Genomic DNA, 12,995 nt, shown 5'->3' on the forward strand with positions numbered 1-12,995 from the left:
ACTATGGCTCGGTGCCGTGGCTTTGCCAGTGCGTCCGAGCGCCGTGGGTGTTCATAACGCGTCAGAGCAACACCACATCGTACTGTTCCTGGGAATACATGGACTCCACCTGGAAACGGATGGTTCGGCCAATGAAAGCCTCGAGCTCCGCGACGTTGCCAGATTCCTCGTCGAGCAGGCGATCGACCACCTTCTGGTTGGCCAGCACCCGGTAACCCTCGGCCTGGTAGGCCCGGGCCTCACGGAGGATCTCGCGGAAGATCTCGTAGCACACGGTCTCGGGTGTCTTCAGCTTGCCACGCCCCTGGCAGGCGATGCAGGGCTCGCAGAGCACCTGCTCGAGGCTCTCGCGGGTGCGCTTGCGGGTCATCTGTACCAGGCCCAACTCGGTGATGCCGATGATGTTGGTCTTGGCATGGTCGCGCTCGAGCTGCTTCTCCAGGGTCCGCAGGACCTGGCGCTGGTGCTCTTCGTCCTCCATGTCGATGAAGTCGATGATGATGATCCCGCCGATATTGCGCAGGCGCAGTTGCCGGGCGATGGCGGTGGCCGCCTCGAGGTTGGTCTTGAAGATGGTTTCCTCGAGGTTGCGGTGGCCGACGAAGGCGCCGGTGTTGACGTCGATGGTGGTCATCGCCTCGGCCGGGTCGACCACCAGGTAGCCGCCGGACTTGAGCGGCACCTTGCGTTCCAGGGCACGCTGGATTTCGTCCTCGACGCCATAGAGGTCGAAGATGGGCCGCTCGCCCGGGTAGTGTTCCAGGCGGTCGGCGATCTCAGGCATCAGCTCGCCGACGAATTGCGTGGTTTTCTGGAAGGTTTCCCGGGAGTCGATGCGGATCTTCTCGATCTTCGGGTTGACCAGGTCGCGCAGGGTACGCAAGGCCAGGCCCAGGTCCTCGTAGATCACCAACGGCGCACCGCAGGTCTTGATCTGGCTGCCGATCTGCTCCCACAGGCGGCGCAGGTAGCGGATATCCTGGAGAATCTCTTCGGCGCGGGCGCCCTCGGCGGCAGTGCGCAGGATGAAGCCGCCGGCATCGCGGATATCCTCCTGCTCCATGCAGTCGCTGACCACCTGTTTGAGGCGATCGCGCTCGGCTTCGTCCTCGATCTTCAGGGAGATACCGACATGACTGCTGCGCGGCATGTACACCAGGTAGCGCGACGGGATCGATAGCTGGGTGGTCAGGCGTGCGCCCTTGGTGCCGATCGGGTCCTTGGTCACCTGCACCACCAGGGCCTGGCCCTCGTGGACCAGCGCGGTGATGGTCTCCACCGCCGAACCTTCGCGCTGGGAGATCTCCGATGCGTGGATGAAGGCGGCGCGCTCCAGGCCGATGTCGACGAAGGCCGCCTGCATGCCCGGCAGCACCCGCACCACCTTGCCCTTGTAGATGTTGCCGACGATGCCGCGGCGCTGGGTGCGTTCGACATGCACCTCCTGCAGCACGCCGTTTTCCACCACTGCCACGCGTGACTCCATCGGGGTGATGTTGATCAGGATCTCTTCACTCATGGCAGGCTCTCGTCAAAGGTCTCAGGTAATGATGGATCGCTGGCGGATAGCTGGCTAGCGCGGTGCTGAATCCTCATGTTGCTGCCAGCAGGCGATGGCGAATTGCGCCAGCAGGTCGGCCGTCTCGCTCAAGGGCAGGCCGACCACCGCCGAATAGCTGCCGACGAGGCTCGTGACGAAGACCGCCCCCAGCCCCTGGATGGCGTAGCCACCGGCCTTGTCCAGCGGCTCGCCAGTGGCCCAGTAGCGCTCGGCCTCCTGCGCACCGATGGCACGCATGCGCACGTTGCTCGCCACACAGGCGCTCAGGCAGCGCTGGCCATCGCTCAGGGCGACGGCGGTGAGTACCTGGTGTTCACGATTGGAAAGCTCGGCCAGCATGGCCAAGGCGTGTTCGCGATCTTGCGGCTTGCCAAGGATGCGACCATCGAGCACCACGGCGGTGTCGGCGCCCAGCACCACCCCTGGCCCGCTTACCTGGGCCAGCCCGGCTGCGGCCTTGGCCCGGGCCAGGCGCTCGACGTACTCGGCCGCGCCTTCGCCAGGCCGAGGGGTCTCGTCGATGGGTGCACTGACGGTGGTGAACGGCACGCCGATCTGGGTCAGCAGTTCACGACGGCGCGGCGAGCCAGAGGCCAGATACAGCGGAATCATGTCGACATCTCCCTGTCAGCGGCGATGATGGCCGTCAGTTGATGTGCAGGCGGCGGCGCAGATCGCGCAGGCCGAAGCTGATCCATGGCCAGAGCAACGCGCTGATCACCGCCGACCAGACCAGCGCCAGGGTCGGCAAGCGATTGCCGGTCAGGGCGCTGAGCCACAGCTGGATCAGTTGGGCGATACCGAAGATCACCAGGATCACCAGGCTCTGCTGCCACATGGGGAACATACGCAGGCGCTGTTGCAGCGACAGCACCAGGAAGGTGATCAGGGTCAGGATCAGGGCGTTCTGACCCAGCAAGGTGCCATACAGGACGTCCTCGGCCAGGCCCAGGACGAAGGCCGTGGTCATGCCGACCTTGTGCGGCACCGCCAGGGCCCAGAAGGACACCAGCAAGGCCAGCCACATGGGCCGGAACACTTCCATGAACTGGGGCATGGGCGACACGCTGAGCAACAGGCCGATCACGAAGGTCAGCCAGATGGCCCAGCCGTTCTTGCTGCGCGAACCTGCCATCATTCTCTCCCGGGGGTATTCGGCGCCGCGGGGGCCGCTGCCGGGCTGACAGGGGCCGCGCCTGGGGCGGCGGGGGCGGGGGTTGCCGGCGCGGCGGGTACGGCGCCCGGCGTGGTGGCGGACGGGGCAGGCGTGCCCTGCCCACCGTCGCCCGTGGCCTGGCCGTTGCCTGCCGCATCCTTGCGGTCAGCCTCTTCCTGGGCGATCGCCGCCTCCGTGGCACGCTGTTCCGGCGAACGCCGGTCGCTGAATACCAGCAGCATGTAGCGGCTACGGTTGAGCGCTGCGGTGGGAATGGCGCGGACGATGGCGAACGGCTGGCCGGAGTCGTGGATCACCTCGTTGACCGTGGCCACCGGGTAGCCGGCCGGGAAGCGCTGGCCCATGCCGGAGCTGACCAGCAGGTCGCCTTCCTTGATATCGGCGGTGTCGGCCACATGACGCAGCTCCAGGCGCTCCGGGTTGCCGGTGCCGCTGGCGATGGCGCGCAAACCGTTGCGGTTGACCTGCACCGGGATGCTATGGGTGGTATCGGTCAGCAGCAGCACCCGCGAAGTGTAGGGCATCAGCTCGACCACCTGGCCCATCAGGCCACGGGCGTCGAGTACCGGCTGGCCGAGGAACACGCCGTCGCGCTCGCCCTTGTTGATCAGGATGCGATGGGTGAAGGGGTTGGGGTCGACACCGATCAGCTCGGCCACCTCCACCTTCTCGTTGACCAGCGCCGAGGAGTTGAGCAGCTCGCGCAGGCGCACGTTCTGCTCGGTCAGGGCCGCCAGCTTCTGCAGGCGCCCCTGCAGCAGCAGGGCCTCGGTCTTGAGTTTCTCGTTCTCGGCGATCAGTTCGGTGCGGCTGCCGAACTGGCTGGCCACGCCCTGAAACAGGCGTTGCGGCAGGTCGGTGACCCAATAGGACTCCATCAGCACCAGCCCCATCTGGCTGCGCACCGGTTTGAGCACGGCAAAGCGCGAGTCGACCACCATCAGCGCGACCGACAGCACCACCAGCACGAGCAGACGAACGCCCAGCGAAGGGCCCTTGGAGAAAAGCGGTTTAATGGGCCGTTCCTCGTGGACGACGTTTCAGGAGGTCATTGGACATGGGGCAATGCACCGGCCTGCTTGCGGGTTGACGGAAACGACGCCCGGACGGACGCCAGCCCAGCACATACAGGTAGCACTGCGGGTGCTACCTGTAAACCGGGCGTTGACACTGCCAGGTGACGGACAGCGCCTGGGCTCACTCGCTGGAGAGCAGGTCCATGGCGTGCTTGTCCATCATTTCCAGCGCACGGCCACCGCCACGGGCGACGCAGGTCAGCGGGTCTTCGGCGACGATCACCGGCAGGCCGGTTTCCTGGGCCAGCAGCTTGTCCAGGTCGCGCAACAGGGCGCCACCACCGGTCAGCACCAGGCCGCGCTCGGCGATGTCCGAGGCCAGCTCGGGCGGCGACTGCTCCAGGGCGCTCTTGACCGCCTGGACGATGGTCGCCAGCGACTCCTGCAAGGCCTCGAGCACTTCGTTGGAGTTGAGGGTGAAGGCACGCGGCACGCCTTCGGCCAGGTTGCGGCCACGCACGTCGACTTCGCGGACTTCGCCGCCCGGGTAGGCGGTGCCGATTTCCTGCTTGATGCGCTCGGCGGTGGACTCGCCGATCAGGCTGCCGTAGTTGCGGCGCACGTAGGTGACGATGGCTTCGTCGAAACGATCGCCGCCGACCCGCACGGACTCGGCGTAGACGACGCCGTTCAGGGAAATCAGGGCGATCTCGGTGGTACCGCCACCGATGTCGACGACCATCGAGCCGCGGGCCTCTTCAACGGGCAGGCCGGCACCGATGGCGGCGGCCATCGGCTCTTCGATCAGGAACACTTCACGGGCACCGGCACCCAGGGCCGACTCGCGAATGGCGCGGCGCTCGACCTGGGTCGACTTGCACGGTACGCAGATCAGCACGCGTGGGCTGGGCTGCAGGAAGCTGTTCTCGTGGACCTTGTTGATGAAGTACTGCAACATTTTTTCACAAACGCTGAAATCGGCGATCACGCCATCCTTCATCGGACGAATGGCGGCAATGTTGCCGGGCGTGCGACCCAGCATGCGCTTGGCCTCGGTACCGACTGCGACGACGCTTTTCTGGTTGCCGTGGGTACGGATGGCAACGACCGAGGGCTCATTCAGGACGATACCGCGCTCACGCACGTAAATAAGGGTGTTGGCAGTCCCCAGGTCGATGGACAGATCGCTGGAAAACATGCCACGCAGTTTCTTGAACATGGGAAAGTGACCCTAGGCAAAGCGTGGGTAAAAAAGTGCGGCAAACTCTAACAATGGCAGGGATTTTGGGCAAGGAGCCAATATGTTAAATTGGCAGTTTTTCCGAGCACGCCAGCAGATGATCGCGGCCGTATGACCGCCAGAATGCCGGCATGTTCCTCATCGCGGACCCCATCCGTTCCGTTTCTCCTGGAGATCCCCATGGCGCTTCAACGCTGCGACGTGGAAAAGATCGCCCATCTGGCCCGCCTGGGCCTGAATGAAGGCGAACTGCCACGCATTACCGATGCCTTGAACAGTATTCTCGGGCTGGTCGACCAGATGCAAGCTGTCGACACCAGCGGTATCGAACCCCTGGCCCACCCCCTGGAGGCCAGCCAGCGCCTGCGCCCCGACCAGGTCACCGAAAGCAACCAGCGCGATGCCTACCAGGCCATCGCCCCGGCGACCGAGAACGGTCTGTACCTGGTTCCGAAAGTCATCGAGTAAGGGATAGAGCCTGCCATGCATCAATTGACCCTGGCCGAGATCGCCCGCGGACTCGCCGACAAGTCGTTTTCCTCCGAAGAGCTGACCGCCGCCCTGCTGGCGCGCATCCAGCAACTCGACCCGCAGATCAACAGCTTCATCAGCGTCACCGAGGAGCTGGCCCTGCAACAGGCCCGTGCCGCCGACGCCCGCCGCGCCGCCGGCGAGGGCGGCGCCCTGCTCGGTGCGCCGATCGCCCACAAGGACCTGTTCTGCACCCAAGGCATCCGCACCAGCTGCGCCTCGAAGATGCTCGACAACTTCAAGGCGCCCTATGACGCCACCGTGGTCGCCAAGCTGGCCGAAGCCGGCATGGTCACCCTGGGCAAGACCAACATGGACGAGTTCGCGATGGGCTCGGCCAACGAGTCCAGCCATTACGGCGCGGTGAAGAACCCGTGGAACCTCGAGCACGTTCCTGGCGGCTCGTCGGGCGGCTCGGCTGCCGCCGTGGCCGCGCGCCTGTTGCCGGCCGCCACCGGCACCGATACCGGCGGCTCGATCCGCCAGCCGGCGGCCCTGACCAACCTCACCGGCCTCAAACCGACCTACGGCCGCGTCTCGCGCTGGGGCATGATCGCCTACGCCTCGAGCCTCGACCAGGGCGGCCCGATGGCGCGCACCGCCGAGGACTGCGCCCTGCTGCTGCAAGGCATGGCCGGCTTCGATGCCAAGGACTCCACCAGCATCGACGAGCCGGTACCGGACTACAGCGCCGCGCTGAACGGCTCGCTGGAAGGCCTGCGCATCGGCCTGCCGAAGGAATACTTCGGCGCCGGCCTCGACTCGCGCATCGCCGACCTGGTCCAGGCCAGCGTCAAGGAGCTGGAAAAGCTCGGCGCGGTGGTGAAGGAAATCAGCCTGCCGAACATGCAGCACGCCATCCCGGCCTACTACGTGATCGCCCCGGCAGAGGCTTCCTCCAACCTGTCACGCTTCGACGGCGTACGCTTCGGCTATCGCTGCGAGGCGCCCAAGGACCTCACCGACCTGTACAAGCGCTCGCGTGGCGAAGGCTTCGGCGCCGAGGTGCAGCGGCGCATCATGGTCGGCACCTATGCCCTGTCGGCTGGCTACTATGACGCCTACTACCTCAAGGCGCAGCAGATCCGCCGCCTGATCAAGAACGACTTCATGGCCGCCTTCGAAGAGGTCGACCTGATCCTTGGCCCGACCACGCCGAACCCAGCCTGGAAGCTCGGCGCCAAGAGCAGCGATCCGGTCGCCGCCTACCTCGAGGACGTCTACACCATCACCGCCAACCTGGCGGGCCTGCCGGGCCTGTCGATGCCCGCCGGCTTCGTCGATGGCCTGCCGGTGGGCGTGCAGTTGCTGGCCCCGTACTTCCAGGAAGGCCGCCTGCTCAACGTCGCGCACCGCTACCAGCAAGTCACCGACTGGCACACCCGCGCCCCCAACGGCTTCTGAGGAATTCACACATGCAATGGGAAGTTGTGATCGGGCTGGAGATTCATACCCAGCTCGCCACCCAGTCGAAGATCTTCTCCGGCAGCGCCACCACCTTCGGCTCCGAGCCGAACACCCAGGCCAGCCTGGTCGACCTGGGGATGCCCGGCGTGCTGCCGGTGCTCAACCAGGAAGCCGTGCGCATGGCCTGCATGTTCGGCCTGGCGATCAATGCCCAGATCGGCAAGCGCAACGTGTTCGCGCGCAAGAACTACTTCTACCCCGACTTGCCCAAGGGCTATCAGATCAGCCAGATGGACCTGCCGATCGTCGGCAAGGGCTACCTGGACATCGCCCTGGAGGACGGCACCATCAAGCGCGTCGGCATCACCCGCGCGCACCTGGAGGAAGACGCCGGCAAGAGCCTGCATGAAGACTTCAGCGGCTCCACCGGCATCGACCTGAACCGCGCCGGCACCCCGCTGCTGGAGATCGTGTCCGAGCCGGACATGCGCAGCGCCAAGGAGGCCGTGGCCTACGTCAAGGCGATCCACGCCCTGGTGCGCTACCTCGGGATCTGCGACGGCAACATGGCCGAGGGCTCGCTGCGCTGCGACTGCAACGTCTCGGTACGCCCCAAGGGCCAGGCCGAGTTCGGTACCCGCTGCGAGATCAAGAACGTCAACTCGTTCCGCTTCATCGAGAAAGCGATCAACTACGAGATCCAGCGCCAGATCGACCTGATCGAGGACGGCGGCACGGTGGTGCAGGAAACCCGCCTGTACGACCCGAACAAGGACCAGACCCGCTCCATGCGCAGCAAGGAGGAAGCCAACGACTACCGTTACTTCCCCGACCCGGACCTGCTGCCGGTGGTCATCGAGGACAGCTTCCTGGAAACCGTCCGCGCTGGCCTGCCGGAGCTGCCGCAACAGAAGGTCGAGCGCTTCCAGAGCCAGTACGGCCTGTCGGCCTACGATGCCAACGTGCTGGCGGCCAGCCGCGAGCAGGCCGACTACTTCGAGAAGGTCGCCAGCATCGGCGGCGACGCCAAGCTGGCCGCCAACTGGGTGATGGTCGAGCTGGGCAGCCTGCTCAACAAGCTGGGCGTGGAGATCGACCAGGCGCCGGTCAGCGCCGAGCAGCTCGGCGGCATGCTGCTGCGCATCCGCGACAACACCATCAGCGGCAAGATCGCCAAGACCGTGTTCGAGGCCATGGCCGCCGGTGAAGGCGACGCCGACAGCATCATCGAGAGCCGCGGCCTCAAGCAGGTCACCGATACCGGCGCGATCGACAAGATGCTCGACGAAGTGCTCGCCGCCAACGCCGAGCAGGTCGAACAGTACCGCGCCGCCGACGAGGCCAAGCGCGGCAAGATGTTCGGCTTCTTCGTCGGCCAGGCGATGAAGGCCTCCAAGGGCAAGGCCAACCCGGGGCAAGTGAACCAATTGCTCAAGGCCAAGCTCGAAGGGTAATCGTTTTACCCCTGTAGCCCGACGAGGGCCCCGCCCTCGTTCACGGGACGAGCCCGCTCCCACAGGTTCCCCGCCCCCTGGGCCTTTCGGGAACCAGTGGGAGCGGGCTCGCTCCGCGATGGGCCGCAAAGGATGCAGTCTCGGAGCCTTCGACTTGACAAGACACGCCCTCAGCGCCCTGGCGCTCCTCTTCCTGCTGGCCGGCTGCGCCAGCCACGACATCGACCCCCGCGGCTACGACCAGTCCGGCACGGCCTCCTGGTACGGCTCACGCCACCACGGCAAGCGCACCGCCAGCGGCGAACCCTTCAACCAGCACGGCCTGACCGCCGCCCACCGCAGCCTGCCCTTCGGCAGCCGGGTGCGGGTCACCAACCTTGCCAACCAGCGCAGCGTGGTGGTGCGCATCAACGACCGCGGTCCGCACACTCGCGGCCGGCTGATCGACCTGTCGCGCGCCGCGGCAGAAAAAATCGGCATGCTCCGTAGCGGAACGGCGCGCGTCCGGGTACAAGGTCTGAGCAACTGAGCCGACAGGAGTCTCGACCATTTTCGACCTGGCCACCCTCCCCACCTTCAGCCTCCTGCAACTGGGCCTGGGCCTCGTGTTGCTGGTGATCGGCGCCGAGCTGCTGGTGCGCGCCGCCGTGCGCCTGGCCCTGCGCCTGCATGTACGACCGCTGATCATCGGCCTGAGCCTGGTGGCGTTCGGCAGCACCGCGCCGCAGCTCACCGTGAGCCTGCAGGCGGCCTACCAGGGCGCACCGGATGTCGCCGTGGGCAGCGTGATCGGCAGCAACATCTTCAATGTCCTGGTGATCCTGGGCCTGGCTGCGCTGATCATCCCGTTGCGTGTGTCCAGGCAACTGGTGCGCCTGGACATTCCATTGATGATCGTCGCCAGCGGCCTGGTCTACCTGCTGGCGGCCAACGGCCAGTTCGGCCGGTTGGAAGGCCTGTTGCTGCTGCTTGGCCTGCTGGGCTACCTGGGGATGCTCTGGCATCAGTCGCGCCACTACGCCCGTACCTACCCGGCGCCCGAGGCGGTACACACCAGCGCAGGGCGCTTCTGGAGCGCTGCGACGCTGCAGGTCCTGCTCGGCCTGGTTCTCCTGAGCCTGGCCGGCCACCTGCTGCTGGAGGCCTCGGTGGAGGTGGCCACGGACCTGGGATTGTCCGAGCGGATCATTGGCCTGACCGTGGTCGCCGTGTGCACCTCCCTGCCAGAGCTGGCTGCCGCCCTGGTGGCCGCCCTGCGCGGGGAGCGGGAGATCGCGGTGGGTACGGTGATCGGCAGCAACCTGTTCAACCTGCTGGCAGTGCTGGGGCTGACCGCGCTGGTTACCCCCGAACCGCTGTCGATCTCGCCCAACGCCCTGGACTTCGACCTGCCGGTGATGCTCGGGGTGGCCGCGCTGAGCCTGCCGGTGTTCTACTCCGGCTATCGAGTCACCCGCGCCGAAGGCCTGGTATTCCTCTGCCTGTACCTGGCCTATGGTCTGCACGTGGTGGCCTTCACCACTGGCATGCCGCTGGCCGGTCGCCTGGAAAAACTGATGCTGTTCTACGTGATGCCGGTGCTCGGGGTGCTCTTGCTGTACACGACCCTGCGCGCCTGGCGCCGCCAACACTAAGGAAAACAACATGGCTGACACACGCAAATCCGGCGAGCAGATCCGCCGCCAGGTAATGGGCGACGCCTTCGTCGACCGTGCCCTGGGCAATGCCACCGACTTCACCCAACCCCTGCAGGACTTCGTCAACGAGCACGCCTGGGGTAGCGTCTGGGCCCGCGAAGGACTGGCGCTGAAGACCCGCAGCCTGATCACCCTGGCCACGCTGACGGCCTTGAAGTGCCCGCAAGAGCTCAAGGGTCATGTGCGTGGCGCACTGAACAACGGCTGCACGGTGGAGGAAATCCGCGAGGCGCTGCTGCACTGCGCGGTCTATGCGGGGGTGCCGGCGGCGATCGACGCGTTCCGCGCGGCACAGGAAGTGATCGACAGCTACCCAGCCTGATTTTCGCGGCGCGCCATTCGCGGGCAAGCCCGCGAATGCTCCACCGTGAAAGAACAGATCAGCCCCTGACGAGCTGGCGCTGCTTCTTCAGACGAAACGCCACCCACAGCACCGCGATCCACAGCGGAATCAACATCACCGAGATGCGGATCGGCGGCGTCAGGTACATCACCACCAGGATCAGCGCGATGAACGCCAGGCACAAGTAGTTGGTGAGCGGATGCCCCCAGCTGCGGTAGAACGGCACGATGCCCCCCGCCAGCTTGGCCCTGCGGAACTTCAGGTGGGTGATGCTGATGCTCGCCCAGTTGATCACCAACGCCGACACCGCCAGGGCCATCAGCAGGCCGAAGGCTTCGCCCGGCATCAGGTAGTTGATCACCACGCACAGGCCGGTGGCCACGGCAGAGACGCCCAGCGCCGCCAGCGGCACGCCACGGCGGTTGACCTTGAGCAACTGGCGCGGCGCATCGCCCTGGGTCGCCAGGCCGAACAGCATGCGGCTGTTGCAGTACACGCAGCTGTTGTAGACCGACAAGGCCGCAGTAAGCACCACGACATTGAGCACGGTGGCCACCAGGTCGCTGTCCAGTTCATGGAAGATCATCACGAACGGGCTGCCGCCCTGCACCACCTTCTGCCACGGATACAGCGACAGCAGCACCGCCAGGGCGCCGATGTAGAAGATCAGGATGCGGTAGACCACCTGGTTGGTGGCCTTCGGGATGCTCACACGCGGGTTGTCCGCTTCGGCAGCGGTGATCCCCACCAGCTCCAGCCCACCGAAGGAGAACATGATCACCGCCAGGGCCATGATCAAGCCGGTGACGCCATTCGGGAAGAAGCCACCGTACTGCCACAGGTTGGCCACGCTGGCGTCCGGCCCGCCCTGGCCACTGCCCAGCAGCCAGGCACCGAAGACGATCATGCTGACGATGGCCACTACCTTGACCAGGGCGAACCAGAACTCCAGCTCGCCATACACCTTCACCTGGGTCAGGTTGATCGCGTTGATCACCACGAAGAAGATCGCCGCCGTGGCCCAGGTGGGGAAGCCCGGCCACCAGTACTGCACGTAGATGCCGACCGCGGTCAGCTCGGCCATGCCCACCAGCACGTACACCACCCAGTAGTTCCAGCCCGAGACGAAGCCTGCGAACTCGCTCCAGTATTGGTGGGCGAAGTGGCTGAAACTACCGGCGACCGGCTCCTCGACCACCATCTCGCCCAACTGGCGCATGATCAGGAAGGCCATCAGGCCGGCCACGGCGTAGCCCAGCAGGACGGACGGGCCGGCCAGCTGGATGGTCTGGGCGATACCCAGGAACAGCCCGGTGCCGATGGCGCCACCCAGTGCGATGAGCTGGATATGGCGATTCTTCAGCCCGCGCTGCAACTGCTCGGGCGTACGCTGGTCTTGCATGAAGTGTCCTCAGGTCAGGAGGCAGTGTTGTTGGTGTTGTCGGCAGTCGAGGATCTAGATCCATCCGCCCCACTGCAAGATAAAAATGCCGATATTGGTAGTGATTGCCGCCAAAAGCGTGGTGATCACGATGATCGAGGCCGCCAACTGGTGATTGCCGTTGGCCGCCCGCGCCATGACGTAGCTCGCCGCTGCCGTCGGGCTGCCGATGTAGAGGAACAGGATGCCCAGTTCGGCGCCACGGAAACCGCAGAGCCAGGCGCCCAGGGTACCCAACAGCGGCAGCCAGACCATCTTCACCAGGCTGACGTCGATGGCCAGCTTGCCACTGTCGCGCAAGGCCGCCAGCGACAGGGTGCCACCGATGCAGATCAGCGCCAGGGGCAGGGTCATCTGGGCCAGGTAGTCGGCGGATGTCAGCAACCAATTGGGCAGTGGCACCTGGCCGTAGGCCATGGGCGTGGCCACCAGTACGCTGAGGATCAACGGGTTGCTGAAGATGTTCTTGCACAGGCTCCAGGGGTCGGACTTCAGGTCCGGGCTGTAGACCGCCAGGACCACCACCGACAGCGAGTTGTACATGAGGATCACCAGGCCGGCGAGCACCGCGCCCAGGGAGATGCCGTAGTCGCCATACAGGCTCGCCGCCAGGGCCAGGCCGATCACCCCGTTGTTGCCGCGGAACGCACCCTGGGTATAGATGCCGCGATCGGCCGGCGGGCAGCGCCAGATCGCCAGGCCCCAGGCAATGGCGAAGCTGAGCAGGGTCGCGGCGACGAAATACAGGAGGACCCCAGGCTTGACTGCGGCGGCCAGGTCGGCGTGGTAGATGCCGAGGAACAGCAGGGCCGGCATGCAGACGTTGAAGACCAAGGTCGAGGCGACCTTGTTGAAATTGTCGTCGATCAGCCGGATACGCTTGAGAAGCACGCCCATGAACAGCATGGCGAACACCGGGGCCGTGATGTTCAGCGTCTGGATGAAGAGGGCGAGCATTGCAGGTCCTGAGGGGTTGCCGTTAGGGGGCTAATGATACGCGACCCGTCAGGTTTTGCGGGGATCTTGCTGTGACTTCTTCGGGTTTTGCTGCTGGGTACAGGGTGAGCCAGGCGGGGCGCACATCGGGGCTGCCTTGCAGCCCCGACAGCCAGCCGACGCTCCGCGAAT

General features: G+C 65.6%; 13 protein-coding genes. 6 read left to right on the top strand and 7 right to left on the bottom strand.

Features of this window, described 5'->3' with window-relative positions; all coding sequences use genetic code 11:
* Nucleotides 1–61: 61 nt before the first annotated feature.
* The 5 genes from rng to mreB form a co-directional block, all read right to left on the bottom strand.
* A complete protein-coding gene (rng, locus tag ABFA30_RS18815; RefSeq protein ID WP_225787160.1) occupies nt 62–1,519 on the bottom strand; it encodes a ribonuclease G in 1,458 nt (485 codons plus the stop codon).
* Between the two features lie 54 nt (nt 1,520–1,573).
* On the bottom strand, nt 1,574–2,173 hold the full coding sequence (locus ABFA30_RS18820; protein WP_410045790.1) for a Maf family protein: 600 nt from the start codon (nt 2,171–2,173) through the stop codon (nt 1,574–1,576).
* A 34-nt stretch (nt 2,174–2,207) separates the two neighbouring features.
* Nucleotides 2,208–2,696, bottom strand: a complete 489-nt coding sequence (gene mreD, locus ABFA30_RS18825; RefSeq protein ID WP_410045791.1) for a rod shape-determining protein MreD — start codon at nt 2,694–2,696, stop codon at nt 2,208–2,210.
* Nucleotides 2,696–3,706 carry a rod shape-determining protein MreC gene (mreC, locus tag ABFA30_RS18830; protein ID WP_410045792.1) on the bottom strand — a complete coding sequence of 337 codons (1,011 nt, stop codon included), beginning with the start codon at nt 3,704–3,706 and terminating at the stop codon, nt 2,696–2,698. The genes mreD and mreC overlap by 1 nt, the downstream gene beginning before the upstream one ends.
* Nucleotides 3,707–3,935: 229 nt before the next feature.
* Nucleotides 3,936–4,973, bottom strand: a complete 1,038-nt coding sequence (gene mreB, locus ABFA30_RS18835) for a rod shape-determining protein MreB (protein WP_003255163.1) — start codon at nt 4,971–4,973, stop codon at nt 3,936–3,938.
* A gap of 201 nt (nt 4,974–5,174) precedes the next feature.
* Between mreB and gatC the strand changes: the two genes are divergently transcribed.
* The 6 genes from gatC (at nt 5,175) to ABFA30_RS18865 (ending at nt 10,405) form a co-directional block, all read left to right on the top strand.
* Nucleotides 5,175–5,462: an Asp-tRNA(Asn)/Glu-tRNA(Gln) amidotransferase subunit GatC gene (gatC, locus tag ABFA30_RS18840; RefSeq protein ID WP_225788658.1), complete on the top strand. Its 288-nt coding sequence runs from the start codon at nt 5,175–5,177 to the stop codon at nt 5,460–5,462.
* Nucleotides 5,463–5,477: 15 nt separating this feature from the next.
* Nucleotides 5,478–6,929 carry an Asp-tRNA(Asn)/Glu-tRNA(Gln) amidotransferase subunit GatA gene (gatA, locus tag ABFA30_RS18845; protein ID WP_225788657.1) on the top strand — a complete coding sequence of 484 codons (1,452 nt, stop codon included), beginning with the start codon at nt 5,478–5,480 and terminating at the stop codon, nt 6,927–6,929.
* Between the two features lie 11 nt (nt 6,930–6,940).
* Entirely contained in the window at nt 6,941–8,386 is a 1,446-nt protein-coding gene (gene gatB / locus ABFA30_RS18850) for an Asp-tRNA(Asn)/Glu-tRNA(Gln) amidotransferase subunit GatB (RefSeq protein ID WP_253081373.1), read from the top strand.
* 118 nt (nt 8,387–8,504) lie between these two features.
* Nucleotides 8,505–8,915 (top strand): septal ring lytic transglycosylase RlpA family protein, encoded by a 411-nt coding sequence (locus ABFA30_RS18855; RefSeq protein ID WP_225788656.1) that lies wholly within the window; start codon nt 8,505–8,507, stop codon nt 8,913–8,915.
* Nucleotides 8,916–8,976: 61 nt separating this feature from the next.
* Nucleotides 8,977–10,020: a calcium/sodium antiporter gene (locus ABFA30_RS18860; RefSeq protein ID WP_225788666.1), complete on the top strand. Its 1,044-nt coding sequence runs from the start codon at nt 8,977–8,979 to the stop codon at nt 10,018–10,020.
* Between the two features lie 10 nt (nt 10,021–10,030).
* The gene (locus ABFA30_RS18865) at nt 10,031–10,405 is read left to right on the top strand and encodes a carboxymuconolactone decarboxylase family protein (RefSeq protein WP_225788655.1); all 375 of its coding nucleotides are present in this window, start codon (nt 10,031–10,033) and stop codon (nt 10,403–10,405) included.
* 58 nt (nt 10,406–10,463) lie between these two features.
* Here the strand turns inward: ABFA30_RS18865 and ABFA30_RS18870 are convergent, their stop codons facing one another.
* Together ABFA30_RS18870 and ABFA30_RS18875 are read right to left on the bottom strand one after the other, a co-directional pair.
* On the bottom strand, nt 10,464–11,828 hold the full coding sequence (locus ABFA30_RS18870) for an amino acid permease (protein ID WP_225788654.1): 1,365 nt from the start codon (nt 11,826–11,828) through the stop codon (nt 10,464–10,466).
* Nucleotides 11,829–11,882: 54 nt separating this feature from the next.
* Nucleotides 11,883–12,824: an AEC family transporter gene (locus ABFA30_RS18875; protein ID WP_225788653.1), complete on the bottom strand. Its 942-nt coding sequence runs from the start codon at nt 12,822–12,824 to the stop codon at nt 11,883–11,885.
* Between the last annotated feature and the right edge of the window lie 171 nt (nt 12,825–12,995).

It is taken from the genome of Pseudomonas sp. HLMP (genome assembly GCF_046365545.1).
GTDB lineage: Bacteria > Pseudomonadota > Gammaproteobacteria > Pseudomonadales > Pseudomonadaceae > Aquipseudomonas > Aquipseudomonas guariconensis_B.

Excerpts from the sequence above, each read along its gene's own strand:
- rng (WP_225787160.1), bottom strand. The coding sequence starts at position 1,519 with ATGAGTGAAGAGATCCTGATCAACATCACCCCGATGGAGTCACGCGTG.
- ABFA30_RS18820 (WP_410045790.1), bottom strand. The coding sequence starts at position 2,173 with ATGATTCCGCTGTATCTGGCCTCTGGCTCGCCGCGCCGTCGTGAACTG.
- mreD (WP_410045791.1), bottom strand. The coding sequence starts at position 2,696 with ATGGCAGGTTCGCGCAGCAAGAACGGCTGGGCCATCTGGCTGACCTTC.
- mreB (WP_003255163.1), bottom strand. The coding sequence starts at position 4,973 with ATGTTCAAGAAACTGCGTGGCATGTTTTCCAGCGATCTGTCCATCGAC.
- gatC (WP_225788658.1), top strand. The coding sequence starts at position 5,175 with ATGGCGCTTCAACGCTGCGACGTGGAAAAGATCGCCCATCTGGCCCGC.
- gatA (WP_225788657.1), top strand. The coding sequence starts at position 5,478 with ATGCATCAATTGACCCTGGCCGAGATCGCCCGCGGACTCGCCGACAAG.
- gatB (WP_253081373.1), top strand. The coding sequence starts at position 6,941 with ATGCAATGGGAAGTTGTGATCGGGCTGGAGATTCATACCCAGCTCGCC.
- ABFA30_RS18855 (WP_225788656.1), top strand. The coding sequence starts at position 8,505 with ATGGGCCGCAAAGGATGCAGTCTCGGAGCCTTCGACTTGACAAGACAC.
- ABFA30_RS18865 (WP_225788655.1), top strand. The coding sequence starts at position 10,031 with ATGGCTGACACACGCAAATCCGGCGAGCAGATCCGCCGCCAGGTAATG.
- ABFA30_RS18870 (WP_225788654.1), bottom strand. The coding sequence starts at position 11,828 with ATGCAAGACCAGCGTACGCCCGAGCAGTTGCAGCGCGGGCTGAAGAAT.
- ABFA30_RS18875 (WP_225788653.1), bottom strand. The coding sequence starts at position 12,824 with ATGCTCGCCCTCTTCATCCAGACGCTGAACATCACGGCCCCGGTGTTC.